The sequence below is a fragment of the Bradyrhizobium sp. Arg816 genome, assembly GCF_029989365.1.
Lineage (GTDB): Bacteria > Pseudomonadota > Alphaproteobacteria > Rhizobiales > Xanthobacteraceae > Bradyrhizobium.
In genome coordinates this window covers 112,772-137,076 of the sequence record NZ_JAPRAQ010000016.1, presented here as the reverse complement: position 1 = coordinate 137,076, position 24,305 = coordinate 112,772, and the positions used below count along the sequence as shown (strand labels likewise).

Below are 24,305 nucleotides of genomic sequence, written 5' to 3'. Positions count from 1 at the left end.
ATCGGAAGATTCTCTAAAGCGGTCTTAAGGATGGTTAATGATTGGCAAATGCGTCGCGATAACCCGCGAGCACGCCGTCAACCATCGCCTGCTGGGAGAAGTGCGCGGAGATGCGCCCGCGCAGGGCGGATGCGCGCTGCGCGGTCGCCTGCGGATCGTCGAGTGCGGCCGCGATCGCTTCCGCCATGGCCTCGGCGTTGCTCGCCGCAAACAGCGCCGGGCTGTCATGCCCGAAGATTTCGGGGATGCCGCCGACGCGGGCCGCGATCATGGGAATGCCGGCCGCGCCGGCCTCGATCACGACGTAGGGCATGGAATCACCGCGCGAGGGCACGACCAGAAGCCGTCCCTTGGAGAATCCGTAGCGTGCCTTGACGTGACCGATGAAGCGGATGTCGCTGGAGAGGCCGAGCTTGTCGACCTGCGCCTTCAGCGCCGCCGTCTCCTCGCCGTCGCCGCCGAGCGTAAGGGTGACCTTCTTGCCGCCCTCGTGCAGGCGCGCCACCGCATCGACCAGCAAATCTGCGCCCTTGATGTGCCTGAACTCGCCGACATAGGCGAGATCTGTGGCATCGTCGGCGATGCTAACAGGCTCGAATTCTTCCGGCGTCACGCCATTGAAGACGCAATGCACCACGCCCTTGGGCGTGCCGACGATGCGCTGATAGGTGTCGCGCGCAAACGCGCTCTCGAACAGGAACAAGTCCGTCGCGTCCATCAGCGTGCGTTCGAGCCGCGCGTAAAACTCGCCCTTGAAGGTGTTGAGCGGATAGTGCAGCGAGCCGCCATGCGGGGTGTAGATGCGGATGGTGTCGTTGGATCGCCGCCGCATGCGGACGAAGGCGCCGGCCTTGGCGCCGTGGCCGTGCGTGACGTCGGGTTTGAGCGCGGCGATCAGGCGCCGCATCCGCAGCCACACCAGAAAATCGTCAGGCGACGGCTCACGGCGGATCGCCAGCCGGTGCACGCCGAGCTTCAGCCGCGGCGCGAGCTCGGCCAGCGCCTTGTCCGCGCGCTCGCCGCCGGTGAGGCTGTCGGCGAGAATCCCGACGTGATGACCGCGATCGACCTGACCGTTGGCGAGATCGAGGATGTGGCGGAAGATGCCGCCCACGGGAGCGCGCACGGCGTGCAGGATGCGGAGCGGCCGGTCGGGAGAGGGGGGCATGATCAGAACCAGCGCTCGACGGCGAATGCTCGAACAATTCTCGAAATATCGAGATGGATTAAGAGCCCTCGTGGTTAACAAACGGTGTCGGCGCCGTGCGCGCTCGTTGCGGCAGGGGCGATTAACCCAGCGGCAACCTTAATGGAGTGTAATCGCCCCGGTTGAGGTAGAGTCGCAGCGTTGCCCTGCGGGAGTGTTCGATGCGTTTAGCGTTCTGGCGTGCCGGCAAGGACAAGGCGGTGGTCGAGCGGGCTGTTTCGAGGCTCAAGGGCGAAGCCAGGGTCATCGAAGCCGCGCCCAAGGTTGAAGCCAAGCCTGCATCCGCTGCTCCGAAGCAGGCACCCGTCGAATCCGGCGACATCGATCTCCATGCGCTCGGCGGCGCGCTGGCCCGCAAGCGCGGCTGGATCATCGTGCCGACGGTGCTGGCCCTGGTCGCCTCCGTCGCTGCCGTCAACCTGGTGACGCCGCGTTTCAAATCGGAATCGCGCATCCTGATCGACGGCCGCGAGAACGTGTTCCTGCGGCCGAGCAGCGACCGCAGCACCGAAGAGCGGCAGTCGCTCGACCCCGAGGCGGTGACCAGCCAGGTGCAGCTCGTGCTGTCGCGCGATCTCGCGCGCGAGATCATCAAAAAGAACAAGCTCGCGGAACGCCCCGAATTCGATCCGGTGCTGCAAGGCATTTCGCCGCTGAAGTCGCTCGCGGCCATGATCGGCATCGGTCGCGATCCGTTCTCGATGACGCCGGAAGAGCGGGTGCTGGATGCCTATTACGAGCGGCTCCAGGCCTACGCCGTCGACAAGTCGCGCGTGATCGTGGTCGAATTCCAGTCCGCCGATCCGGACCTTGCCGCGCGCGTCGCCAATTCGATCGCCGACGGCTATCTCGTGCTCCAGCAGAATGCGCGCCAGGATCAGGCCCGCAGCGCCAGCCAGTGGCTTTCGGGCGAAATCGAAAATCTGCGCAAGAAAGTCTCCGACGCCGAAGCCAAGGTCGAGGACTTCCGTTCCAAGTCGTCGCTGTTCGTCGGCACCAACAACACCACGCTCTCGAACCAGCAGATGGGCGAGGTCAATACCCAGCTCAACAACGCACGCTCGATGAAGGCGGATGCTGAATCCAGGGCAAGGCTGATCAAGGAGATGCTCCAGAGCGGCAAGCCGATCGAAGCGTCCGAGGTGGTAAACTCCGAGCTGATGCGGCGATTGTCGGAGCAGCGGGTGACGCTGCGGGCGCAGCTCGCCGAACAATCGTCCACGCTGCTCGGCAATCACCCGCGGATCAAGGAGCTGAAGGCGCAGCTTGGCGACCTCGACAACCAGATCCGCGACGAAGCGGCCAAGATCTCTCGCTCGTTCGAAAGCGATGCGCGGATCGCCAGTGGCCGGGTCGACGGCCTGACGGCGAGCCTCGATCAGCTCAAGAAGCAGGCGACCTCGACCAACGGTCAGGACGTCCAGCTCCGCGCGCTCGAGCGCGAAGCCAAGGCCCAGCGCGACCTGCTCGAGACGTATCTTGGGAAGTATCGCGAGGCCAGCACCCGCGAGAGCATCGATACGGCGCCGGCGGAAGGCCGCATCATCTCGCGCGCCATCGTCTCGAATACGCCGGCCTATCCGAAGAAGCTGCCGATCGTGCTGATCGCGACGATCGCGACGCTGCTGCTCTCGTCCGGCGTCGTCGTCACAGGCGAGCTGCTGCGCCAGACCGCGCCGCGCGCGGTGGCCGTGTTCACGCCGGCGCAGGCGCCGGTGCGCCAAGAGCCGGTAGTCCAGCCGGTAGTCCAGCTGGCGGTCCAGCCGGTGGCCGAACCGATGCTCGATCCGGTTGTGGAAGAGCTTACGCCGCTTCAGCCCGAGATGACGGCCGATGCCGACGTCACTGAATTCGCCGAGATCGAGCATCTCGCCGACAGCCTGCGAGCTGCAGGACCGGCGGCGAAGAAGGTCACGGTGCTCGGCACCGCGGCCGGCGAAGCCATCACGCTGTCGACGCTGACGCTGGCCCGGCACCTGGCGCGCGATGCGCGCGTCGTTGTGGTCGATCTCGCCGCATCCTCGCCGACCATAGCCGCGGTGTCCGTCGATGCTTCGGCTCCCGGCCTCGCCGAGCTGATGCAGGGTGAGGCCTCGTTCGCGCAAATCATCACCCGGGACAAGCTCTCGCGGCTGCATCTGGTCATGGCCGGCCGTCCCGGCTTCGACCGCAGCCTGCTGCAATCGCCGCGGGTGACGCTCGCGATCGATGCGCTGCTCCGCGCCTACGACCACGTGCTGGTGGACGCCGGCAGCGCCTCGGACCTCCCGGCCGAACTGCTCACGGCGCATGCCCGCGCCGTCGTGGTGCCCGATGCTTCGATGGCGGCGGATGCCCGCACGCTGATGTGCGAGCAGTTGAGGGCGGTCGGCTTCAGCGAGGTGACGATGCTGAGCAGGCCGGTGCAGCCGTCGAATGCGGTGGAGACGCCGCGGGTCGTGGCGGCGTAGGCGAGGGCGCGGGCTCAGTCTATCGTTCAGTTGAAGGCGACATCGGTGCCGCCTCTTACCCTCCCCTGGAGGGGGAGGGTCGGCTCGCGGCGCGTCAGCGGGGCGAGACGGGGTGGGGTGATCTCTCCTCACGGGCACTACTGATTGTGGAGGGACCGTCACCCCACCCCGTTGCGCATTGCGCTGCGCTCCATGCGCAACGACCCTCCCCCTCCAGGGGAGGGTAAGGGGCAGCTCCGCGAGTGGTTAGATATTCGCAGAAGGGTACGCCTACCCGAACGCCTGCCGCAGCCGCCGCGCCAGATCGAACAACATCTGGTTCTGCTTCACCAGCCGTTTGCCGTGGCTGAGCGAGGACATCGCCATCGCCGCGAGTTTTCCGCGCGCGGTCAGGGGCACGAAGCTGTCGAAGATGTCGTCGTCGTCCTTGCAGAACATCCGCTTGTAATCGTCCGAGCCGATGCCGAGATCGAGCGAGCGGTAGCCGCGTTCGGCGTAGCGGTCGATGATGTAGCGCATCAGGATCAGCCCGGGGCTGTAGCGGGCGTGCTCGGACATCGTGTAGGTGTTGAACATCATCGAGAAGCGCTGGCCGTCGGCGACGCCGGCGAAGATCGCGATCACCTCCTCGTCGCACTCGAGCGCATGGATGTCGATGACGCGGCCTTCGCCGCGCGCCGACAGGCACGCGCTGCGAACGAACGCTTCGACGCCGGGTTCGGCAAAGACGTTGGGCAGTTTCTGTTCGGCCATTCGCGCCGGCTTGACGCGGAAGAACCAGTCGAGCAGGCGGGTGACGTCCGCGTCCGTGGTGGCGAGGTGATAACGATAGCCGGCAAGCGCCTGGAGCTTCTTTTCCTTGCTCTTGAGGCGGCGGCGGAAGGAGTTGCTGATCCGCGATGCGGGCGCCCCGCCCGGCTCCATCGCCAGGAGAGGGCAGCCGTTGATCGCACTCTGCCGCGGCAGCTGCGCGAACGGATTGTGCTGGTCGTGCCAGCGCAGCGGCTGCTGCGTCAGCGCGAGCACGTCGGCATGCTCGCGCAGCGGCGCAAGCAGCGCGTCGAGATCGGCGATGGCGACCTGGGCTGCGAACTCGGCGTTCCACAGGCCCATGTTGAAGGTCGTGTGCTTGCCGCCCATGAAGCAGGCGGTGCGCACGCCGTGGGTTTGCCGCAGCGAGAGCGGCAGCAGCAGGAGCGGCTGGCGCTCGGCGTCGCGGGCAATGACGATGAGGGGGCTGGCGCCTTCATGGCTGCCGACCAGCCGTTGCCATGGGCTGAGCAGGTCGAAGCGCTGGTATGGCGTGAAGAGGTGGCCGCTCTCCTCGAACGCGCGCCAGACCGTCTCGGCCTCGGCCAGATCGGTGACGATATCGACATGCGCGATACGGTTCGCTTTCGACCGCGCTGGCGATTCTGCCGTCCGGCTTTGCATCGCCGCAGCCATGGTCATTCACGAAACCTGTCGAGAAACGAAAAATTTGCGTAGTTCGGCCTGTGGCCGACCTTTGCAAAGAAATGTCAACAAAGAGTAATGACAATCAGGCGAACGCGAAGGTGGGATATTGGCATCCGACGATAGATGGCTGGAGCGTTTGCGGCTTGAGCTGGCCTGGTTCACCGGCCAGGCTGTGCTGCGCAGCCGCGGCGCCGGCGCGATCCTGCGCTTTCAACACGTGCGGCCGCGGCGGCGCGGCGCGTTTCAGCCGCTGCGTGAAAACGAGATCAGCCCGCAATTTCTCGATCGCGCCATTGGTGCGCTGAAGCGGTGGGGGTATGACTTCCTCGGCATGGACGATGTCTGCCGCCGCGCGGTGACGCTGCCAGAGAAGCGGCGCTTCGTGGCGCTCACCTTCGACGGCGCCAACAAGGACCTGATCAGCTTCGCCTATCCGGTGCTGGCGCGCCACGCCGTGCCGTTCACGATCTATGTGCCCACCGCGTTCCCCGATGGAGTCGGAGAGGCCTGGTGGCTCGGGCTCGAGCGGATGATCGCGCGCGAGAACCGCATCAACCTGATGATGGGCGAGAAGGAGCAGCGGTTCACCGTCACAGGCAACGCCGAGAAGCGGGCGCTGTTTTCGTTCATCGAGAGCTGGCTGCGCTCGTTGCCGCAGGCGGATTTGTCGGCTGCGATCGCCGATCTCTGCACGCGCTACCGGGTCGATCTCGCCGCGCTCTCGCGCGAAGCGTCGATGGATTGGGAGGATCTGGCAAGGCTTGCGGCGGATTCGCTGGTCACGGTCGGCAGCGCGACCGTGAACTATCCCGTTCTCGCCAACATGAAGGACGCCGCCGCGTTGCGCGAGATGACGATGGGCAAGGCGGTCGCGGAAGCGGCCTTCGACCGCGAGATCAGGCATCTGGCCTTTCCGTTCGGCGATCGCTCGTCTTTCCGGCGCAGCCACGTCGTCATGGCGGAGGAGGCCGGCTTTGCCAGCGCCGTCTCGACCATCCCGGGCATCGTGGATGCGGAGGGGCGCACCAATCTGCGCGCGCTGCCGCGGATTTCCTGGGACGGCCGGATACAATCACTGCGCATGCTGCGCGTGCTGGTCTCCGGTGTTGCCTTCGCGCCGGTGAAACCGACCGCCAGCGCTACGAATTAGATTTGACCCGGTCCGGCCGCTGCATCCAGCTCACGATCGGCATCGCCGGCAGCACCCAGCCCATGCCGACCACCACGTAGTAGATCGCCTGCCGCCAGCCGGATTCGGCTATCCACGGCATCTGCGCCAGCGCCATGCCGAGCAGCGCCCAGACGGTGGCCAGCACCAGGAGCAGGATGGCGCCGAGGAACTTGCGGGTGCGGATCGTCATGGCGGAATGCTGCGGCCTTCGCGTAACTTGCGCTGCGGGAGCGGGGGACTATAAGGGGCACGCAGTCCGGTTCAAGTCTCTTTGCAACAAGGCTTGGTTTTGCCCCTGAAATGACGACGATTTTCGCTCCGACCAACCCGCATCGCGCCGTGCGCTGGTGGCTGATTTCCGTGGCCGCGCTGATCGCGGTGATGGTGCTGGTCGGCGGTGCCACGCGTCTGACGGAGTCCGGCCTTTCGATCGTCGAGTGGAAGCCGGTCACGGGCAGTGTTCCGCCGCTGACAGAAACGGCGTGGAACGAGGCGTTCGAGGCCTACAAGAAGATTCCGCAATATCGCGAGCTCAATGCGGGCATGAGCCTGTCCGAGTACAAGGAGATCTATTGGTGGGAATGGAGCCACCGCTTTCTCGGCCGTTTCATCGGCGTGGCCTATCTCTTGCCGTTCCTGTTCTTCCTGTGGCGCGGCGGCCTGTCGGGTGAGTTGAAGCGGCGGTTGTGGCTGCTGTTCGCGCTTGGCGGACTCCAGGGCGCCGTCGGCTGGTGGATGGTGGCCTCCGGCCTGACGGAACGGGTCGAGGTCTCGCAATATCGGCTCGCGACGCATCTGATGCTGGCGCTGCTGATCTTCGCCGGCATCGTCTGGACGGTGCGGCGGCTCAAAGAGCGGCCGCAGATCGCAGCTCCCGCGCGGCTGAGGTTCACAAGCGTGCTGCTCCTCGTCGTGACCTTCGTGCAGATCTATTTCGGTGCGCTGGTCGCGGGCCTGCGCGCCGGGCGCGCCTACAACACCTGGCCGCAGATCGACGGCGCGTTCATTCCATCGGCTGAGCGGCTATGGTTCGAGACGCCGTGGTGGCGCAACATGTTCGACAACGTGTTGACCGTGCAGTTCGAGCACCGCATGACGGCCTATGCGCTGTTCGTGCTGGCGGCGCTGCACGCGTTCGATGCGGTGCGTTCGCGCACGGCGGCCGGCGGTGCGCTCTGGCTGTTCGCCGCGGTCAGCCTGCAGGCTGTGCTCGGGATCCTCACGCTGCTCAACCAGGTGCCGATCGATCTCGCGCTTTCGCACCAAGCGGTTGCGATCGTGGTGCTCGCGCTTGCGGTGATGCAGGTGGAGCGGCTGGCCTCGCGACAATCTGCACAGGCGCAGCCGCGCGCGGTTCCGGTCGGTCAGGCCGGCTGATCAGGTCAGCAATAGCCGTAGACGCCGCAGGCGTAGGGCAGGCGCCAGAAATAGCCGACCTGCGGTCCGCCGTAGTACGGGCCCTGATAATCGTAGCTCCAGGGCCGGCCGTAATAGCCCGGCAAGGTGTTGGAGCCTGGCAGCAGCGGCGTGCCCGGCAGGTTGCGGATGTAGCTGCCGATGCCATAGGCCGGCGAGATCAGCGCATCCGGATCGGTCTCGACATAGACCTGTGGCGGGTCCTGCGGCGGCGCGGCAGCGCGCCGTCTCGCTGTGGCCGGCAGATCGGCGGCAACGGCGGCTGAGACCGTCAGCATGGCCGCAAGGGCAGGCACCATCCAGCGCAGCATCGTCGGCTCCGAATCAAAGGGGCGATCCAAGGACGATGTATGCGGCAGATATGGTTAACGACTGTTAACTGGGCCGTCATTCCGGGGCGAGGCAACGCCCCGGAATGATCAGGAAAGCTACGCCCCCAGCGCCTGCTCCAGGTCCGCGATCAGATCTTCCTTGTCTTCGATGCCGATCGAGAGCCGCACCACGTCGGGGCCGGCGCCGGACTTCACCTTGGCGGCGTCGTCGAGCTGGCTGTGCGTCGTCGAAGCCGGGTGGATGACCAGCGAGCGGGTGTCGCCGACATTGGCGAGGTGCGAGAACAGCTGCAGCTTTGATACCAGGCTGACGCCGGAATCATAGCCGCCCTTCAGGCTGAAGGTGAACACGGCGCCTGCGCCCTTCGGCGCGTATTTGCGCGCGAGCTGATTGTACTTGTCGCTTGCCAAGCCCGCGTAGCTCACCGAGGCCACTGCCGGATGGCCGGCGAGGAATTCTGCGACGGCCTTGGCGTTGTCGCAGTGCTTCTGCATGCGCAGCGGCAGCGTCTCGATGCCGGTCAGGATCATGAAGGCGTTGAACGGCGACAGCGCCGGTCCGAGGTCGCGCAGGCCCAGCACGCGGCAGGCGATCGCGAATGCGAAATTGCCAAAGGTCTCCTGGAGGCGGATGCCGTGATATTCCGGCCGCGGCTCCGACAGCATCGGATATTTGCCGCCCGTGGACCAGTCGAACGTGCCGGCATCGACGATGATGCCGCCGAGCGAATTGCCGTGGCCGCCCAGGAATTTCGTCAGCGAGTGCACGACGATGTCGGCGCCATGGTCGATCGGGCGGATCAGGTAGGGCGAGGCCAGCGTGTTGTCGACGATCAGCGGCACGCCCGCCTTGCGCGCCACCGTCGAGATCGCCTCGATGTCGGTGATGCTGCCGCCGGGATTGGCGATCGACTCGATGAAGATGGCCTTCGTGCGCGGCGTCACCGCGCGCTCGAAGCTAGCGATGTCGTCGGAATCGGCCCACACCACGTTCCAGCCAAAGCTCTTGAACGCATGCGAGAACTGGTTGATCGAGCCGCCATAAAGCTTGCGCGCGGCGATGAACTCGTCGCCGGGCTGGAGCAATTGCTGCAGCACCACGACCTGTGCGGCGTGGCCCGAGGCGACCGCAAGCGCGGCGGTGCCGCCTTCGAGTGCGGCAACACGCTCTTCCAGCACCGCGTTGGTGGGGTTGCCGATGCGGGTATAGATGTTGCCGAACGCCTGCAGGCCGAACAGCGAGGCGGCGTGGTCGGCGTCGTTGAAGACGAAAGAAGTGGTTTGATAAATCGGGGTCGCGCGCGCACCGGTGGTGGGGTCGGGCTGTGCACCGGCATGCACGGCGAGGGTTGAAAATCCCGGAAGGCGATCGCTCATTGAGGGCGTCCTGTTCTTGTGATCTGAAATCGCGCGGCATGCTGATCGGCGACGGGCCCGCCGTCAAGGCGCCGCGTCACATCGGAACGATCGTGCTACGCGTTGTCGCGTGAGCGAAATGAATCCTTCGCGCTTGCGTTAGCTTTGCTCGCTCTTGTTTTTGGCGGCGCGATCCGATGCCGCGGTGTCGCCGCCGCCGACACTCATCCGATTGAGGGATAGCCGCATGCCTTGCGTCGGCGCCGGCGGCCGTTTGGAGCTCAGCGTGCGTGAATTGACGCCCATCCAGGAAATCTCGGACGACAAGCGGCCATATTCGATCTTGGGGCAGCGGTTCATCACGACCTTGATCCCGGCCGCCTCGGCCTTCGCCGCGGCTGCGTCATCGCGCGCGCCAAGCTGCATCCAGATCACCTTCGGCAGCGGATCGAGCGTGAGCGCTTCTTCCACCACCGGCATGATGTGGCTGGAGTTGCGAAAGATGTCGATCATGTCGACGGGGCGGCCAATGTCGGAGAGCGAGGCGACAAACGGCTTTCCGAGCAGATCCTTGCCGACATGGCCGGGATTGACCGGGATCATGTCATAGCCGCGCTGCGCCAGATATTTGAACGCAAAATAGCTCGGCCGCACATTGACCGGCGAGGCGCCGACCATCGCGATCGACTTCACGCTGTTGAGGATGCCGCGGATGTAATTGTCGGGATAGGCGTCGTGGTTCATTGGCTCTTCTTTTTGCTGTCATTGCGAGGAGCGAAGAGACGAAGCAATCCAGACTACCTCGGTGGAAAGATTCTGGATTGCTTCGCTTCGCTCGCAATGACGAATTCTATTCATCCCGCCATGTCGGCGTGCGCTTCTCGATGAAGGCGCCGATGCCTTCCTCGGCGTCGCGCGCCATCATGTTCTCGGTCATCACCTCTGCCGCATAGCGATAGGCGTCCGCAAGGCTCATCTCGGCCTGGCGGTAGAACGCCTCCTTGCCGAGCTTGACGGTGTAGGCCGACTTCAGCGCGACCTGTTCGGCGAGTGCGATTGCGGCGTCGCGCTCGGTGCCGGCCGCGACCACGCGATTGATGAGCCCGATATCGCGGGCGCGGGTGGCCGGGACCGGCTCGCCGGTCAGCAGCATTTCCATCGCCTGCTTGCGCGGCACGTTCCGCGACAACGCCACCATCGGCGTGGAGCAGAACAGCCCGATATCGACGCCCGGCGTGGCGAAGCTCGCCGCTTCCGAGGCGATCGCGAGATCGCAGCTTGCCACGAGCTGGCAGCCGGCCGCGGTCGCGATGCCCTGGACGGCCGCGACCACGGGCTTCGGCAGGTGCACGACCGCCTGCATCATCGCGCAGCAGGCGTTCATCATCTCGGCAAAGAAGGCACGGCCGCGATCCGGGTCAGTGCGGCGCGCGGTGAGCTCCTTCATGTCGTGGCCGGCGGAGAAGGCACGGCCGTTAGCGGCGATCACGACCGCGCGGACCGCCTTGTCGTCGCGGATCTCGTTGAGCTCGGCATGGAGGGTTGCGATCATCGCCGCCGACAGGCTGTTGCGCGCGGCCGGGCGGTTCAGCGTCAGGACCGCGATGGGGCCTACGGTCTCGCGCAGCAGGATCGACGGTTGCGGGGAGGGGGCGTGGGCGGCCTGGGCGGACATCGAAGCGTTTCCGGTTGGATTCTTGCAATTGGATGACGCAGATAACTTAATGTAACAGGGGACGTGAAGCGAGGGTGAGGCGAAGCATGGCGTTAGCGAAAATGAGCGTGGCGGAGGTCGAGCAGTTTCTGCGTGACGAGTTTCCCCAGGCCTTCAGTGGCGATGACATCACGATCGAGAGCGCCGACGGCCAGACCTGCCTTTTGCGCCAGCGCTACAGCGAAAGGATGCTGCGGCCGGGTGGAACCGTGTCCGGCCCGACGCTGATGGCACTGGCCGATTTCGCGATGTACGTGGTGCTGCTGTCCGCGATCGGGCCGATCGGGCTCGCGGTCACCACCAATCTCAACATCAACTTCCTGCGCAAGGGCCAGCCCGGTCAGGACGTGCTGGCGGAGGCACGGCTGCTCAAGCTCGGCAAGCGCCTGGCGGTCGGCGAGGTGAAGCTGCTGTCCGGCACCTCGCCCGATCCGATCGCCCATGTCACCTCCACCTATTCCATTCCAAATGTTTGATCTTTTGGCAGGTAATATAGCACCATATTTTTAAGATATTGATTTTGCTATTTTAATTCCCACTCTGGGGCATTGACCGTTGCGCGTCTCTTCTCTAGAAAACCGCCAGTCCGGTGCGGTGTTCGCGCCGATATCTCCCGTCCACGGAAACTCCGATATGAAAACCTTTTCGGCAAAGCCGGCTGAGGTGACGAAGAAGTGGGTCCTGATCGACGCCAAGGGTCTGGTCGTCGGCCGTCTCGCCACCATCGTCGCCATGCGCCTGCGCGGCAAGCACCTCCCGACCTACACCCCGCACGTTGATTGCGGCGACAACGTCATCATCATCAACGCGCAGCATGCGGTCCTCACCGGTCGCAAGCGCGAGCAGAAGACCTACTACAAGCACACCGGTTACGTCGGCCACGTCAAGGAGCGCACCGCGCGCCAGATCCTCGAGGGCAAGCATCCCGAGCGCGTGCTCGAGAAGGCCGTCGAGCGCATGATCCCGCGTGGTCCGCTCGGTCGTGTGCAGATGGGCAACCTCCGCGTCTATGGCGGCGCCGATCATCCGCACGAGGCCCAGACGCCCGAGAAGATCGACATCGCCAAGTTGAACCGCAAGAACACGAGGGCCGCATAACATGGCCGAATCCATCCAGTCGCTCGACCAGCTCTCGCAGCTCAAGACGGCGGCGGCGCCCGACGCGCCCAAGCACGAGAAGAAGGTCGACAAGTTCAACCGCGCCTACGCCACCGGCAAGCGCAAGGACGCGGTCGCCCGTGTCTGGATCAAGCCGGGCGCCGGCAAGGTCACGGTCAATTCGCGCGAGGTCGAGGTCTATTTCGCCCGTCCCGTGCTGCGGATGATGATCGAGCAGCCGTTCTCCGTGGCCGCGCGTTCCGGCCAGTACGACGTGATCTGCACGGTTGCCGGCGGCGGTCTGTCCGGCCAGGCCGGTGCCGTCCGTCACGGCATCTCCAAGGCGCTCACCTATTTCGAGCCGGAGCTGCGTACCGTGCTCAAGAAGGGCGGCTTCCTCACCCGCGACTCCCGCGTGGTCGAGCGTAAGAAGTACGGCAAGGCCAAGGCCCGCCGGTCCTTCCAGTTCTCGAAGCGTTAATCGCTTCGGTCACATTCGCCGCGAAAGCGGCTTCAATGAGATGCAAAAGGGCGCTGATTTCAGCGCCCTTTTTGTTGTTCGTTTGTATGCAAATTGATGGCGTGTTTCCCGAAAACTTGGCCCTGCATGAAAACCTGAATGGAACTCGCGGGACATAGCGTCGCATCTGGAAGGGCGCGCAAGTCGGCTGGGCCGATCGCGTAACTTGCTATGTCTAGAAGGGGGCCGACATGATGTCGCTCGATAGCATCACGCTCTATTTGGTCGCCACCATGGTTGCCGCACTGCTCGGCGCCATGATGGTGTTTTTCGGCACGCAGGAGAACAGCCCCGCGCTGAAATGGTGGGGCACGGCGTATCTCCTCGGTGCAGCATCCGTTGCGCTATGGACCGCGGCCGGCGACAAGCTCGGCCCGCATCTTTACCTTGCGCTGAACGCGGTCGGCTTCGTCGCCTGCGGCATGGTGTGGAATGCGGCGCGCGTCTTCCACGGCCGCAAGCCGAACTGGCCGGGTCTCCTCGTCGGCGCGCTGGCCTGGGCCGCCGCCGTGACGCTGCTTGATCCCGCCGCGTCCATGCTGCGCATGATCGTCGGCGCTGGCATCGTCTCGGTCTATGCGGCATTGACCGCCAGCGAGCTCTGGGTCGAGCGGCGCAAGAGCCTGCAACGGCGCTGGCCGGCCTTCGTGGTGCCGGTGATGCACGGCTGCGTGCTGATGCTGCCGATCGTGCTCGGCAGCTTCCTGCGACCCAACGATGCCGGCTTCTCCGGCAGCATCTGGGTCACGGTGTTTGCGGTCGAGCTCATCCTCTATGCCGTCGGCACCGTGTTCGTGATCTTCATGCTGGTGTCGGAGCGCACGGTGACGGCGCACCGGACCGCCGCGTCCACCGATCCCCTGACCGGCATGCTCAACCGCCGCGGCTTCTCGGAAGCCTGCGGGCGCGTGATCGAGCGTGAAGCCAAGGCCGGCCGTCCCGTGACCGTGATGATCTTCGACATCGACCACTTCAAGTCGATCAACGACCGCTTCGGCCATCCCGCCGGCGACGAGATGCTGAAACTGTTCTCGACCGTCGTCGTCAGCAACCTGCGCATGACCGACATGTCGGGCCGCATCGGCGGCGAGGAGTTCGCGGCGCTGCTGCCGTGTTCGCTGGAGGAGGGGGTGCTGGTTGCCGAGCGCGTGCGCGAGGCGTTCGAGACCTCCGGCGTCGTCGTCGATGAGGGCCCGGTCGACACCACCGTCAGCATCGGCGTCGCCGGCGGTCCGGCCGGCACCGAGCTCGAGGTGCTGCTGGCCTCGGCCGACACCGCGCTCTACCAGGCCAAGCGCGGTGGCCGTAACCGGGTCGAGGCGGCGGAGGAGCTGCCGCTGTCGCTGGAGAACTGGCGCCGCCAGAGCGCGGCGCGGGTCGGTGCGCCGCAGGCGCGTCCGGCCACCGCCTGAAGCCAGGAGGGGCCTCAAGGGGCGCCTTCGGTAATCCGCTGTTTACCATTCGATCCCTACCATTGCGGTCATGGAATCGATCCGTCGACAGAACCCGCAGGCTGCCCTGATGTCGCTCGAAGCCGCTGCGGCCTCGGCACGCGGCGGCTTCGCCTGCGTGTTCTCCACCGCGGATGAATACGAGCGCGCGCTGATCACCGAGCGCCGCGCCCAGGGGCGCTACACGCAAAGCCGTAGCTACTGGCCGCTCGCGCTGTTCATCGGTTGCGCGCTCATCGTGGCAGGCACCGCTCTGCTGTTCGCCTGAGAGCACGCATTTTTGACCGGTCAGGGCGCCGATTCGGTGCCTTTTTCTTCGTTGCGGTCTACGCTAGACACATCCATCAAACAAACAGGGTGGAAACCGATGATCACCGAGATCGCGCAAATCGACGTCAAGCCGGGCAGCGAGAAGGACTTTGAGGCGGCTGTCGCCAAGGCCAAGGCTGCCTTCGGCGGTTCCAAGGGCTTTCATGGCTTCGAACTGCACAAGTCGATCGAGAAGCCGCAGCGCTACCGGCTGATGGTGAAGTGGGCGACGCTGGAGAACCACACCGTCGATTTCCGCGGCTCGGAGAGTTTCACCGAATGGCGCGGCCTCGTCGGCCAGTATTTTGCTTCGCCCCCGGAGGTCGAGCACACCGAGACCGTGCTGACGACCTGAGCTGTTGCACGACGCCTTACGCCGCCTCTTGTCGTTTGAGCATGATCTTTTCGGAAAACCGCTGCGCACTTTTCCGGATCATGCTGCCAGGGGCGGCGCCTCATACGTCTTGAAATGGTCGATCATGACCTTGGCGATGGCGACCAGTGGAAGCGCCAGTGCCAGGCCCCAGATACCGAACACGACGCCCAGCAGGATCTGGAACGCGAACAGCGTGGCCGGCGGGATGTCGAGCGCCTGCCGCTGCAGGATCGGCGTCAGCACATAGCTCTCCATCGCGTGCACGCCCATGAAGAGGAGGAAGGCCGACAGCGCCGGAATCCAGCCCGAGGCGAGGCTCGCGAGCACCACGACGACGCCGGCAATGATGGCGCCGACGGTCGGAATGAAGGCGAGCAGGCCCGCCTGAATCCCCAGGATGAACGAGCCGGGGATGCCGATGATGGCAAGCCCGATCCAGGTCACGATGCCAACCGCAATCATCACGACGATCTGCGCGATCAGCCAGCGTTCCAGCGTCTCAGCTGTCCGGTCGATGATCAGGGTGACGCGGGTGCGATGCCTCGCCGGCGCGAGGAACAACAGGCCGTCGTGATAGACCCTGGGCTGGGCGGCGAAGGACAGCCCCAGGAACAGCACGATGAAGATGTTTCCCACGCCGTGAATGGTGCCGAGCAGCAGCTTGAAGGTCTGGCTCACGATCGCGCCACCGCTGGAGGCCAGCGCGCCGGCGCCGGGCAAGGAACCGCGCGGGGGCGCTGCTGGCGAGGGTGTCGAGTCCGATGGCGGATTGGTCGAGGCGTCAGACGCAGCGTTGCCGAGATCGAAGAAGCTGGTGTCGATCCCGTGGCTGTCCAGGAAGGTCTTCACGTTGCCGATCTGCGACTTGATGGTCTTGCTCAGCACCGAAGCCTGCTCGGCGATGGTGGCGCCGCCGAGATAGGCGACGCTTGCAAGCAGCATCGCAAGCACGACGCAGACGATCGCGAGCCGGACCGGATGCGGCAGGTGCACGCGGCGGCCGAGCGCGTTGGTCAGCGCATTGAGGCCGACGCCGAGCAGCATGCCGGTGAAGATCAGCAGCAGCGTGGTCGCAAAATACCAGGTGAAGACCAGCATCGCCGTGAACAGCACGACGCCGATGCCACCGACCGAAATTGCCCAAGCCAGATCGGTGCGGGTCGTGGGGCGTTGGTCTGCGCGGATGGTCACATCATGTCCTTTTCGGCGGCTGCGGGCGGGGCACTCTTTCGACAAACGCGCTTTCGATCAAGACCGCGTCAACGCGCTGGTTTGACGCTGTCGCGCGAACGGTGCAGAGCGATGAGGAGAAAACAGGTGGGGGGCGCTTGAGTTTCATCAGCAAGTGGGCCGGTCTGCTCGGGCTTCTGGCCGTGATCGTGATCGGCGACCAGATCCGGATCAACCGGCCCGGCCACAAATACCGCCTCACGGTCGAGGTGACGACGCCTGACGGGATCAAAACCGGGTCCGGCGTTCTCGCTGTCGTGCCCGACCGCAACTATAACCGTGGCGGCCGCACCACGATGCGCGGGGAGGCTGTGTTCGTCGATCTCGGCCAAGACCACGGCAAAGGCAAGAACCTGGTGGCATTGCTGGCGCATCAGCAGGGCGGCAAGCTCGACCTCGACGACATCAACTATGTCGCGCTCCGTGCCTATGGCGCCGCGCGCGGCAACCGCGTCTCGTTCAACGATATCAGCCGGCAGGCCGGCATTGTCCCGGTGCAGGGGGAGCTGATCCCCCTGCTCGTGAGCTTTGGCGATCCCCGAGATCCCCGGACCGCGCGCCTTGTCGCCGGCGACCATGCGGATACGGTCTTGGGTGACGGCTACGCCATCCGCGGCCTCACCGCCGAGGTGGTGCCCAACGGCTTTTGGCCGATAGATTTCGGCGGGGTGCTCGGGGAGCCCGTGACGCGCGGAATCGAGGCGAAATTGCCCTGGCTGGCCACGCCGGACGATCCGGCGGCAACCGCGCTGAAGGCCGCCGGCCTGCCCCTCGTGGGGACAACCGACGCCGGGGAGGCATTTGCGCGAAAATAGCATTGCCGTCCCGCGATCCCTTCTGTTGAATTTGTTCCATCCCAAGGGCATGTTTGGAGAATGTTCTTACGCGGGAGGTCGGAACGGGAGATGAGAAAGCCGGTCGTCGGCGTGATCGGGAACGCCCATCGCGTCGAAAATCGATTTCAGGTCCAGATGGTCGGCGAGCGCAATTTGCGCGCCGTGGCCGAGGTCTCGGGCGGCTTGCCGATGATGTTTGCGGGAGCGCCCGACATCACCGATATCGGCGCGCTGCTCGACGTGGTCGACGGGATCGTGCTCACCGGCGCCCGCGCCAACGTCCATCCGACCCGTTTCAATGTCGACCCGTGCGAGCGGCACGAGCCCTACGACATCCACCGCGACGAGGTGGCACTGGCGCTGTCCGTCGCCTGCGTGTCCCGCGGTATTCCGCTGTTCGGCATCTGCCGCGGCCTGCAGGAGATGAACGTCGCCTTCGGCGGCTCGCTGCATCCGGAGATCCGCGAAATCCCCGGTCGCATGAACCATCGGATGCCGCGGCTTGAGAACGGCGAGATTCATCCCGATCCGACCGTGGTGTTCGCCGACCGTCACGACGTCGACCTCACGCCCGGAGGCGCCTTCGCGCAGCTGCTCGGCTGCGAGAAGATCAGGGTCAATTCGCTGCACGGCCAGGGCATTCTCGACCCCGGCAAGCGCGTGCTGATCGAGGGCATCGCCGAGGACGGCACCATCGAGGCGATCCGCATCGCCGAAGCCCCGACCTTCGCGCTTGGCGTGCAATGGCACGCCGAATACGACCCGCAGCGCAATCCGATCAACCGCAAGCTGTTCGAAGCGTTCGGCGAGGCGATGGTCGTACGCCAGCGTGCGACGGTGTGACAAGAAGCTCGCTCGCACCTCTCCACTGAACGGCGCCGTGGTTTCGCAGCTTACGCCGTCCGCTCCATTCGTCTCGCGCGATAGGCCTGCGGCGACATCAAGGTCAGCTTGCGGAAGGCCTTGCGAAAGCTGCTCTCGTCCTCATAGCCGGCCGTGCGTGCGATGGTCTTGATCGGCTGCGCGGTCGTCTCCAGCAGCGTGCGCGCGTGCTCGACGCGGCGACGCATGATGAAGGCTTGCGGCGGCTCGCGCGTGAGGCCCTGGAACTTCCGGTTCAGCGTGCGCTCGCTGAGGCCGAGCGCATCGGCGAGGCGCTTGACCGTCATCGGGCTCTTGCCGGTGCGGCGAACCAGCAGGTCGGCCCGGGTCAGCAGCGGGTCCTGCGACAGCAAATAGCCGACGGGCATGAAGATCGACTGGGTGCGTTGCGCGGTGTCGATGACGACGTAATCCGCACAGAGCTTCGCAATCGCCTTGCCGTCGACCATCTCGATCAGCCTGAGCAGGAGGTCGACCCACGACATCGGTCCGGCCGCGCAGACGATGCGGTCCGCGACGGTGATGACGGCGTCGGCAGCGAGGTCGATGGTAGGGTGGCGCTGCCGCAGCTCGCCTTGCAGCCACCAGGTGATGGTGGCGCGGCGGTGGTCGAGCAGGCCGCTGCCGGCAAGCAGGAACACGCCGCTGCAGAACGCGCCGATCAGCCGGCCGCTCGCATGCTGCTGACGAAGCCATGCGCCAGCGCGGGCATATTGCGGTTGCAGGCGTTCCGCCGTGACGTGATCGACGAGGTTGCCGGGGACGAGGATCGCGTCGAAGCGACCGCGTTTGCCGACCGCGCCATCGACGGCGACCATCTGGCCGCCGCCGGCGCGCACCGGCTTGCCGTCGAGCGAAAGCACCTCCCAGGCGAAGCGCGTTTTCGTACCGCTCTGCTGCATCACGTGATTGGCGAGCGACAGGATGTCGGCGATCCCGGCGATCGCCGAATGCATGCAGCCTTCAAGCGCGAGAATTGCGAGCTTCATGAGACCTCCAGGACAGCGCGGCGATCCTATCCGATCGGCGCGGGGCTGCGTGGCGGAAATTGCCCGATCTCTGTCTCATCCGCCACTGCCTTGCCGGCGCTATCAGGTCCAGTCTCGTGCCGTCGTCACACGACATGATTGGAGAGAGACATGCCTTACGTCACCATTTCCACCGTCCGCGGCATCCTGGATGCCGCGCAAAAGAAGACCCTGCTCGAGCGCGTCACCGATCTCCTGGTCGAGGTCGAAGGGCAGGGCAACCCGGATTTCCGCCGCAACGTCTGGGTCAGGATCGAGGAGCAGGAGCCGGCGCACTGGTCGCTCGGCGGCATGCAGCCGACGCCTGAGATCATCGCCGGTATGTTCGGCACGATCGGCACGGATGGCGTGCGGGTCCCGCGGCCGTAGCAGCGCAGCGAGCGCGGGCGGACCAGCCCAAGGGCGTGGTTCGCCACCGCCCTGTGCTCAATCGATCTGCGGGGCGATTTCCATTGCATCGCACAATCACGACCATGGCCTGCACGCAGCCACATTGAGGTTCGCAAGACGCGCACCATATGCTCTGCAAGGGAGCCCTGCCGTGCAGACCATGAAGGCGGCCCTCGTTGCGGCGATTGGCGTCGTGGCTTTGATCTGCTGCCTCCTTCCCAGCTCAGCGGAGGAGAACGGCCGTCTTGCATTGATCGTTTCGATAGACGGAGCCATCGGCCCTGCGTCCGCCAGCTACGTGAAGGAGGCTTTGGCCAAGGCAAGCGAACGGCGCGCCGAGGTGGTGCTTCTGAGACTGAACACGCCCGGCGGTCTCAATTCCAGCATGCGCGAGATCATCGCGGATGTGCTGGCCTCGCCGATCCCTGTCGTCGGTTACGTCGCGCCCTCCGGCGCCCACGCGGCGAGCGCGGGGACCTATATCCTTTATGCGACCCACATCGCGGTGATGGCGCCGGGCACCAATATTGGCGCCGCGACGCCGGTGCAGATTGGCGGGCCGGTGCCGGGACTTCCGAGCGGACCAGCGGACAAGGGCGGCAAGGACAAGAAGGACGGCGACCAGCAGAGCGAGTCCAAGGATCAGCTCAAGGATCAGCCCAAGGATGCGATGACGGCCAAGGCGACCAATGATGCGGTTGCCTTCATCCGCAGCCTTGCGGAGCTGCGCAACCGCAATGCGGACTGGGGAGAGAAGGCGGTCCGTGAGGCTGCCACGCTCTCTGCCAACGCCGCGCTGGAGGCTCATGCCATCGATCTCGTCGCGCGCGATCAGGCTGAATTGCTGAGGCAGCTCGATGGTCGCGTGGTCGAGGTTGCAGGCGGCAAGACGCAACGCCTGGTGACGAAGGATGCCGTCGTTGAAGCCATCGATCCCGGACAGATATCCCGCTTCCTGGCGGTCATCACCGATCCGAACGTGGCGTTCATTCTCCTGATGGTCGGCATCTACGGCTTGATCTTCGAGTTCATGTCTCCCGGTGCCGTCGCCCCCGGCGTCGTCGGCGCGATCTGCCTGCTGATCGGCCTCTATGCGCTCAATCTGCTTCCGATCAATTATGCCGGCCTCGCCCTGATGTTGGTTGGACTCGTGCTTCTCACCATCGAAGCCTTCAACCCGACCGTGGTGATCGGGCTCGGAGGGATCATCGCTTTCGTGCTGGGAGCGCTGATGCTCTTCAGGGGCGAGGCGCCGGGCTACCAGCTGTCGTGGTGGGTGATCGGCATCACTGCGGCAGTGTTCGCCGGCTTTGCGCTCGTCGTGCTCGGTTCGCTTCGGCGCGTCGGCAGGGCCCCTGCACTGGTCGGTGCGCAGGCCATGCGAGGTCTGCCCGCCGAGGTTCTCGACTGGAATGGGAACGAAGGTCATGTCTTCGCCCATGGTGAGCGCTGGCAGGCGCGCGGCGCCGAAACGTTCAAGCCCGGAGAGACGGCCGAAGTCGCCAACGTCGTCGACCTGACGCTGCTGATACGGCGCGCACCAACAGGCGATGGAGGTACATCATGATGCTGGAATATCTGACCTATGCGGCGCTCGCGTTGCTTGTCATCATGTTCCTGTCCCAGGCTATTCGAATCCTGCGCGAATACGAGCGTGGCGTCATCTTCACGCTCGGCCGCTTTACGGGCGTGAAGGGCCCGGGCCTCATCATCCTCATTCCGATCGTGCAGCAACTCGTGAAGGTGGACCTGCGGGTGATGGTGCAGGTCGTGCCGCCGCAGGACGTGATTTCGCGGGACAACGTCTCCGTCAAGGTCAACGCCGTTCTGTACTTCCGCATCGTCGACCCCGAACGGGCCATCATCAAGGTCGGCGATTACATGGCCGCCACCAGCCAGCTCGCCCAGACCACGTTGCGCTCGGTGCTCGGCAAGCACGAGCTCGACGAGATGCTTGCCGAGCGCGACAGGTTGAACGCGGACATTCAGGAGATCCTCGACAAGCAGACCGACGTCTGGGGCATCAAGGTCACCGGCATCGAGATCAAGGACGTCGATCTCAATGAAACCATGGTGCGCGCGATTGCCAAGCAGGCCGAGGCGGAGCGGTTGCGGCGGGCCAAGGTGATCAATGCGATGGGCGAGCAGCAGGCTGCCGAAAAGCTCGTCGAGGCCGGCCGGATTCTCGCGCAGGAGCCTCAGGCGATGCAGCTACGTTATTTCGCGGCCCTGCACGACATCGCGGGCGAACGGTCCTCGACCGTCGTCTTTCCGCTGCCGATGGGCCTGCTCGACCATCTTTTGCCGCGGCGCGACAACCCGCAGCCATAAGCGGCAGGATGACCCATCTTCGGCCCAAATGGAGGTGTCGAATATTGCTCCCAACTTAAACGGGAGGAGAATTCGATGACGAAGCATGCCGCCAGACCAGCAAGCCGCCGCCGAAATCGGACGTTGATGCTCACCGTCCCGCTGGTCGCCCTCGCACTTTGGTCGTGGGGGATCGATACGGCGCAGGCCGCAGAGCCGGGCAAGGACGCGACGGCGGCCGGCCTGCCGCGCATTCTCGTGCTTGCGACGGGAGGCACCATCGCAGGCCAGGCCGACGCCCGCGCGACCGGCGCGTACAAATCCGGCCAGATCACTGGCGAACAGTTGATGCAGTCGGTGCCGGGCCTGGACAAGCTCGCGAAGCTGAACGCCGAGCAGATTTCGTCGATCGGATCCCAGGACATGAACGACAAGGTCTGGTTTGCCCTGGCCCGCCGCATCCAGGACGCCTTCGACAAGAATGAAGCCGATGGAATCCTCATCACCCACGGCACGGATACGCTCGAGGAGACCGCGTTCTTTCTCGACAATGTCGTGCGCGGCGACAAGCCGGTGGTGATCGTCGGGTCGATGCGTCCGGCCACGGCGGTGAGTGCGGACGGCCCCGGCAATCTATACGAAGCGGTGCAGGTGGCGGCCGATCCGCGCTCTCGCGGCCGCGGCGTGATGGCCGTGCTGAACGACAAAATCCAAAGCGCCCGCTCGATCACCAAGACCAACACCACGAGCATCGAGACGTTCAGCTCCCCCAATGACGGCCCGATCGGCTATGTCGACACCGCCGGCGGCATCCGTTTCATGACCCAGGCCGGAGGCGTCAAGCGCGCGACCTATCAGCTCCCGGCAGGCGAGCAATTGCCCCGCGTCGAGATCGTCTATTCGCATGCCAACATGGACGCCGTTCCGATCGAGGACGCCATTTCCCACGGCGCCAAGGGCATCGTGCTGGCCGGCGTCGGCGACGGCAACACCTCGAAGCAGGCCCTCGATGCGCTCGAGGCGGCGGCGAAGAAGGGCATCATCGTCGTCCGCTCGACGCGGGTTCGATCCGGCTTCGTCACCCGGAATGTCGAGGTTGACGACGACAAGAACGGGTTCGTCGTGTCCGAGGATCTCAATCCGCAGAAGGCCCGTGTTCTCACCCAATTGCTCATCGCGGGCGGGGTGACAGGGCCGGCCGAGCTCCAGCGCGCCTTCACTGCAACGTGGTGATTGGGCAGGTCGTATCCTGCAGGGTGGGGTAGCGGTAACCCAGCCTGCGCTCCCGAAACGAAAAGGCGCTCCTCGCGGAGCGCCTTTTGCCTGTCGTAGAGAGTGTGGGCTGCTTAGCCCGAATAGTACATCTCGAACTCGACCGGGTGCGGGGTCATCTCGAAGCGGGCGACTTCGGTCATCTTCAGCTCGATGTAAGCGTCGATGAAGTCGTCGTCGAACACGCCGCCGTTTTTGAGGAAGCCGCGGTCCTTGTCGAGGTTTTCGAGCGCCTCGCGGAGCGAGCCGCACACGGTCGGGATCTGCTTCAGCTCTTCCTTCGGCAGGTCGTAGAGGTCCTTGTCCATCGCCGGACCCGGATCGATCTTGTTCTTGATGCCGTCGAGGCCGGCCATCAGCATCGCGGCGAAGCCGAGATAGGGATTGGCGAGCGGATCGGGGAAGCGCACCTCGACACGCTTGGCCTTCGGCGAAGCGGTGTAGGGGATGCGGCAGGAGGCCGAGCGGTTGCGCGCGGAGTAGGCGAGCAGCACGGGAGCCTCATAGCCCGGGACCAGGCGCTTGTAGGAGTTGGTCGACGGGTTGGTGAAGGCGTTGATCGCCTTGGCGTGCTTGATGATGCCGCCGATGTAGTGGAGGCAGGTCTCCGACAGGTCAGCGTACTTGTTGCCGGCGAACACCGGCTTGCCGTCCTTCCAGATCGACTGGTGCACGTGCATGCCCGAGCCGTTGTCGCCATAGACCGGCTTCGGCATGAAGGTGGCGGTCTTGCCGTAGATGTGCGCGACCTGGTGGATGCAGTACTTGTAGATCTGCATGTGGTCGGCCATCAGCGTCAGCGTGTCGAACTTCATGCCGAGCTCGTGCTGGGCGGACGCGACTTCGTGGTGATGCTTCTCGACCTTGACGCCCATCTTGGCCATGGCGCCGAGCATTTCGGAGCGCATGTCCTGCACGGAGTCCTGCGGCGGCACCGGGAAGTAGCCGCCCTTGGTGCGGACGCGGTGGCCGAGATTGCCGCCCTCATATTCGGTGTCGGAGTTGGTCGGCAGCTCCGAGGAGTCGAGACGGAAGCCGGTGCTGTAGGGGTTGGCGGAGAAGCGCACGTCGTCGAACACGAAGAACTCGGCTTCGGGGCCGACGAACACGCTGTCGCCCACGCCCATCGACTTCACCATGGCCTCGGCCTTCTTGGCGATGCCGCGGGGGTCGCGGTTGTAGGGCTCGCCGGTGGTCGGCTCGAGCACGTCGCAGGTGATGACCATGGTGGTCTCGGCGAAGAACGGGTCGATCGTCGCGGTCACCGGATCCGGCATCAGGCACATGTCGGACTCGTTGATCGCCTTCCAGCCGGCGATCGAGGAGCCGTCGAACATCGTCCCTTCGGCGAAAATGTCGTCATCGATCATGCTGACGTCGAACGTCACATGCTGCCACTTGCCGCGCGGATCGGTGAAGCGCAGGTCGACGTATTTGACGTCGTTGTCCTTGATCGATTTCAGGACGTCTTTGGCGGTCTTCATGCATACCCCTTTTGG

General features: G+C 64.9%; 25 protein-coding genes. 15 read left to right on the top strand and 10 right to left on the bottom strand.

What is annotated here, in order from left to right; genetic code table 11:
* Positions 1–34: 34 nt before the first annotated feature.
* Positions 35–1,168: a glycosyltransferase family 4 protein gene (locus OWC48_RS31495; RefSeq protein WP_282523467.1), complete on the bottom strand. Its 1,134-nt coding sequence runs from the start codon at positions 1,166–1,168 to the stop codon at positions 35–37.
* Between the two features lie 200 nt (positions 1,169–1,368).
* Here OWC48_RS31495 and OWC48_RS31490 point away from each other — a divergent pair, with 200 nt between their 5' ends.
* On the top strand, positions 1,369–3,657 hold the full coding sequence (locus tag OWC48_RS31490) for an exopolysaccharide transport family protein (protein WP_282523466.1): 2,289 nt from the start codon (positions 1,369–1,371) through the stop codon (positions 3,655–3,657).
* Positions 3,658–3,927: 270 nt separating this feature from the next.
* Here OWC48_RS31490 and OWC48_RS31485 read toward each other — a convergent pair whose 3' ends face one another.
* Positions 3,928–5,109, bottom strand: a complete 1,182-nt coding sequence (locus OWC48_RS31485; protein ID WP_282523465.1) for a GNAT family N-acetyltransferase — start codon at positions 5,107–5,109, stop codon at positions 3,928–3,930.
* A gap of 112 nt (positions 5,110–5,221) precedes the next feature.
* On the opposite strand from OWC48_RS31485, the gene OWC48_RS31480 reads away from it, so the two are divergent.
* Positions 5,222–6,265: a polysaccharide deacetylase family protein gene (locus OWC48_RS31480; RefSeq protein WP_282523464.1), complete on the top strand. Its 1,044-nt coding sequence runs from the start codon at positions 5,222–5,224 to the stop codon at positions 6,263–6,265.
* Here the strand turns inward: OWC48_RS31480 and OWC48_RS31475 are convergent.
* Complete coding sequence (locus OWC48_RS31475; RefSeq protein ID WP_208087159.1) at positions 6,255–6,476, bottom strand: DUF2842 domain-containing protein; 222 nt, start codon at positions 6,474–6,476, stop codon at positions 6,255–6,257. The genes OWC48_RS31480 and OWC48_RS31475 overlap by 11 nt on opposite strands.
* Before the next feature lie 110 nt (positions 6,477–6,586).
* Between OWC48_RS31475 and OWC48_RS31470 the strand changes: the two genes are divergently transcribed.
* The gene (locus tag OWC48_RS31470; RefSeq protein ID WP_282523463.1) at positions 6,587–7,663 is read left to right on the top strand and encodes a COX15/CtaA family protein; all 1,077 of its coding nucleotides are present in this window, start codon (positions 6,587–6,589) and stop codon (positions 7,661–7,663) included.
* Between the two features lie 5 nt (positions 7,664–7,668).
* Here the strand turns inward: OWC48_RS31470 and OWC48_RS31465 are convergent, their stop codons facing one another.
* The 4 genes from OWC48_RS31465 to OWC48_RS31450 form a co-directional block, all read right to left on the bottom strand.
* Complete coding sequence (locus tag OWC48_RS31465) at positions 7,669–8,013, bottom strand: hypothetical protein (RefSeq protein WP_282523462.1); 345 nt, start codon at positions 8,011–8,013, stop codon at positions 7,669–7,671.
* A 117-nt stretch (positions 8,014–8,130) separates the two neighbouring features.
* The gene (locus OWC48_RS31460; protein WP_282523461.1) at positions 8,131–9,411 is read right to left on the bottom strand and encodes an O-acetylhomoserine aminocarboxypropyltransferase; all 1,281 of its coding nucleotides are present in this window, start codon (positions 9,409–9,411) and stop codon (positions 8,131–8,133) included.
* 138 nt (positions 9,412–9,549) lie between these two features.
* Positions 9,550–10,134, bottom strand: a complete 585-nt coding sequence (locus OWC48_RS31455; protein ID WP_028149016.1) for a CoA-binding protein — start codon at positions 10,132–10,134, stop codon at positions 9,550–9,552.
* Positions 10,135–10,240: 106 nt separating this feature from the next.
* A complete protein-coding gene (locus OWC48_RS31450; protein ID WP_282523460.1) occupies positions 10,241–11,065 on the bottom strand; it encodes an enoyl-CoA hydratase in 825 nt (274 codons plus the stop codon).
* 86 nt (positions 11,066–11,151) lie between these two features.
* On the opposite strand from OWC48_RS31450, the gene OWC48_RS31445 reads away from it, so the two are divergent.
* The 6 genes from OWC48_RS31445 to OWC48_RS31420 all read left to right on the top strand — a co-directional run bounded on the left by OWC48_RS31445 (position 11,152) and on the right by OWC48_RS31420 (position 14,837).
* Positions 11,152–11,580, top strand: coding sequence for a PaaI family thioesterase (locus OWC48_RS31445; RefSeq protein WP_039147848.1), 429 nt, complete (start codon positions 11,152–11,154; stop codon positions 11,578–11,580).
* A 157-nt stretch (positions 11,581–11,737) separates the two neighbouring features.
* Positions 11,738–12,202: a 50S ribosomal protein L13 gene (gene rplM / locus OWC48_RS31440; protein ID WP_008137961.1), complete on the top strand. Its 465-nt coding sequence runs from the start codon at positions 11,738–11,740 to the stop codon at positions 12,200–12,202.
* Position 12,203: 1 nt separating this feature from the next.
* Positions 12,204–12,683: a 30S ribosomal protein S9 gene (gene rpsI / locus OWC48_RS31435; protein WP_007611021.1), complete on the top strand. Its 480-nt coding sequence runs from the start codon at positions 12,204–12,206 to the stop codon at positions 12,681–12,683.
* 230 nt (positions 12,684–12,913) lie between these two features.
* Positions 12,914–14,134, top strand: a complete 1,221-nt coding sequence (locus tag OWC48_RS31430) for a GGDEF domain-containing protein (RefSeq protein WP_071913313.1) — start codon at positions 12,914–12,916, stop codon at positions 14,132–14,134.
* A gap of 70 nt (positions 14,135–14,204) precedes the next feature.
* Positions 14,205–14,441, top strand: a complete 237-nt coding sequence (locus OWC48_RS31425) for a hypothetical protein (protein WP_014494818.1) — start codon at positions 14,205–14,207, stop codon at positions 14,439–14,441.
* A gap of 99 nt (positions 14,442–14,540) precedes the next feature.
* The gene (locus OWC48_RS31420) at positions 14,541–14,837 is read left to right on the top strand and encodes an antibiotic biosynthesis monooxygenase (protein WP_131868129.1); all 297 of its coding nucleotides are present in this window, start codon (positions 14,541–14,543) and stop codon (positions 14,835–14,837) included.
* A gap of 78 nt (positions 14,838–14,915) precedes the next feature.
* Here the strand turns inward: OWC48_RS31420 and OWC48_RS31415 are convergent, their stop codons facing one another.
* Complete coding sequence (locus tag OWC48_RS31415) at positions 14,916–16,049, bottom strand: AI-2E family transporter (protein WP_282523459.1); 1,134 nt, start codon at positions 16,047–16,049, stop codon at positions 14,916–14,918.
* Between the two features lie 137 nt (positions 16,050–16,186).
* Here OWC48_RS31415 and OWC48_RS31410 point away from each other — a divergent pair, with 137 nt between their 5' ends.
* Complete coding sequence (locus tag OWC48_RS31410) at positions 16,187–16,903, top strand: hypothetical protein (protein WP_282523458.1); 717 nt, start codon at positions 16,187–16,189, stop codon at positions 16,901–16,903.
* Positions 16,904–16,993: 90 nt separating this feature from the next.
* On the top strand, positions 16,994–17,767 hold the full coding sequence (locus tag OWC48_RS31405; protein ID WP_282523457.1) for a gamma-glutamyl-gamma-aminobutyrate hydrolase family protein: 774 nt from the start codon (positions 16,994–16,996) through the stop codon (positions 17,765–17,767).
* Positions 17,768–17,817: 50 nt separating this feature from the next.
* Here OWC48_RS31405 and OWC48_RS31400 read toward each other — a convergent pair whose 3' ends face one another.
* A complete protein-coding gene (locus OWC48_RS31400) occupies positions 17,818–18,795 on the bottom strand; it encodes a GlxA family transcriptional regulator (protein ID WP_282523456.1) in 978 nt (325 codons plus the stop codon).
* 150 nt (positions 18,796–18,945) lie between these two features.
* Between OWC48_RS31400 and OWC48_RS31395 the strand changes: the two genes are divergently transcribed.
* The 4 genes from OWC48_RS31395 (at position 18,946) to OWC48_RS31380 (ending at position 22,767) form a co-directional block, all read left to right on the top strand.
* Positions 18,946–19,203 carry a tautomerase family protein gene (locus tag OWC48_RS31395; protein WP_282523455.1) on the top strand — a complete coding sequence of 86 codons (258 nt, stop codon included), beginning with the start codon at positions 18,946–18,948 and terminating at the stop codon, positions 19,201–19,203.
* A 172-nt stretch (positions 19,204–19,375) separates the two neighbouring features.
* Positions 19,376–20,791: a nodulation protein NfeD gene (locus OWC48_RS31390; RefSeq protein WP_282523454.1), complete on the top strand. Its 1,416-nt coding sequence runs from the start codon at positions 19,376–19,378 to the stop codon at positions 20,789–20,791.
* A complete protein-coding gene (locus tag OWC48_RS31385; protein WP_282523453.1) occupies positions 20,788–21,555 on the top strand; it encodes a slipin family protein in 768 nt (255 codons plus the stop codon). Before OWC48_RS31390 ends, OWC48_RS31385 begins: the two co-directional genes overlap by 4 nt.
* 75 nt (positions 21,556–21,630) lie before the next feature.
* Entirely contained in the window at positions 21,631–22,767 is a 1,137-nt protein-coding gene (locus tag OWC48_RS31380) for an asparaginase (RefSeq protein WP_282523452.1), read from the top strand.
* Positions 22,768–22,880: 113 nt separating this feature from the next.
* Here the strand turns inward: OWC48_RS31380 and glnA are convergent, their stop codons facing one another.
* Positions 22,881–24,290, bottom strand: a complete 1,410-nt coding sequence (glnA, locus tag OWC48_RS31375; RefSeq protein ID WP_254120141.1) for a type I glutamate--ammonia ligase — start codon at positions 24,288–24,290, stop codon at positions 22,881–22,883.
* Between the last annotated feature and the right edge of the window lie 15 nt (positions 24,291–24,305).

What these genes read in the sequence shown, in the direction of transcription:
- OWC48_RS31495 (WP_282523467.1), bottom strand. Translation starts at nt 1,168, where the DNA reads ATGCCCCCCTCTCCCGACCGGCCGCTCCGCATCCTGCACGCCGTGCGC.
- OWC48_RS31490 (WP_282523466.1), top strand. Translation starts at nt 1,369, where the DNA reads ATGCGTTTAGCGTTCTGGCGTGCCGGCAAGGACAAGGCGGTGGTCGAG.
- OWC48_RS31485 (WP_282523465.1), bottom strand. Translation starts at nt 5,109, where the DNA reads ATGACCATGGCTGCGGCGATGCAAAGCCGGACGGCAGAATCGCCAGCG.
- OWC48_RS31475 (WP_208087159.1), bottom strand. Translation starts at nt 6,476, where the DNA reads ATGACGATCCGCACCCGCAAGTTCCTCGGCGCCATCCTGCTCCTGGTG.
- OWC48_RS31470 (WP_282523463.1), top strand. Translation starts at nt 6,587, where the DNA reads ATGACGACGATTTTCGCTCCGACCAACCCGCATCGCGCCGTGCGCTGG.
- OWC48_RS31465 (WP_282523462.1), bottom strand. Translation starts at nt 8,013, where the DNA reads ATGCTGCGCTGGATGGTGCCTGCCCTTGCGGCCATGCTGACGGTCTCA.
- OWC48_RS31460 (WP_282523461.1), bottom strand. Translation starts at nt 9,411, where the DNA reads ATGAGCGATCGCCTTCCGGGATTTTCAACCCTCGCCGTGCATGCCGGT.
- OWC48_RS31455 (WP_028149016.1), bottom strand. Translation starts at nt 10,134, where the DNA reads ATGAACCACGACGCCTATCCCGACAATTACATCCGCGGCATCCTCAAC.
- OWC48_RS31450 (WP_282523460.1), bottom strand. Translation starts at nt 11,065, where the DNA reads ATGTCCGCCCAGGCCGCCCACGCCCCCTCCCCGCAACCGTCGATCCTG.
- OWC48_RS31445 (WP_039147848.1), top strand. Translation starts at nt 11,152, where the DNA reads ATGGCGTTAGCGAAAATGAGCGTGGCGGAGGTCGAGCAGTTTCTGCGT.
- rplM (WP_008137961.1), top strand. Translation starts at nt 11,738, where the DNA reads ATGAAAACCTTTTCGGCAAAGCCGGCTGAGGTGACGAAGAAGTGGGTC.
- rpsI (WP_007611021.1), top strand. Translation starts at nt 12,204, where the DNA reads ATGGCCGAATCCATCCAGTCGCTCGACCAGCTCTCGCAGCTCAAGACG.
- OWC48_RS31430 (WP_071913313.1), top strand. Translation starts at nt 12,914, where the DNA reads ATGATGTCGCTCGATAGCATCACGCTCTATTTGGTCGCCACCATGGTT.
- OWC48_RS31425 (WP_014494818.1), top strand. Translation starts at nt 14,205, where the DNA reads ATGGAATCGATCCGTCGACAGAACCCGCAGGCTGCCCTGATGTCGCTC.
- OWC48_RS31420 (WP_131868129.1), top strand. Translation starts at nt 14,541, where the DNA reads ATGATCACCGAGATCGCGCAAATCGACGTCAAGCCGGGCAGCGAGAAG.
- OWC48_RS31405 (WP_282523457.1), top strand. Translation starts at nt 16,994, where the DNA reads ATGAGAAAGCCGGTCGTCGGCGTGATCGGGAACGCCCATCGCGTCGAA.
- OWC48_RS31400 (WP_282523456.1), bottom strand. Translation starts at nt 18,795, where the DNA reads ATGAAGCTCGCAATTCTCGCGCTTGAAGGCTGCATGCATTCGGCGATC.
- OWC48_RS31395 (WP_282523455.1), top strand. Translation starts at nt 18,946, where the DNA reads ATGCCTTACGTCACCATTTCCACCGTCCGCGGCATCCTGGATGCCGCG.
- OWC48_RS31385 (WP_282523453.1), top strand. Translation starts at nt 20,788, where the DNA reads ATGATGCTGGAATATCTGACCTATGCGGCGCTCGCGTTGCTTGTCATC.
- OWC48_RS31380 (WP_282523452.1), top strand. Translation starts at nt 21,631, where the DNA reads ATGACGAAGCATGCCGCCAGACCAGCAAGCCGCCGCCGAAATCGGACG.
- glnA (WP_254120141.1), bottom strand. Translation starts at nt 24,290, where the DNA reads ATGAAGACCGCCAAAGACGTCCTGAAATCGATCAAGGACAACGACGTC.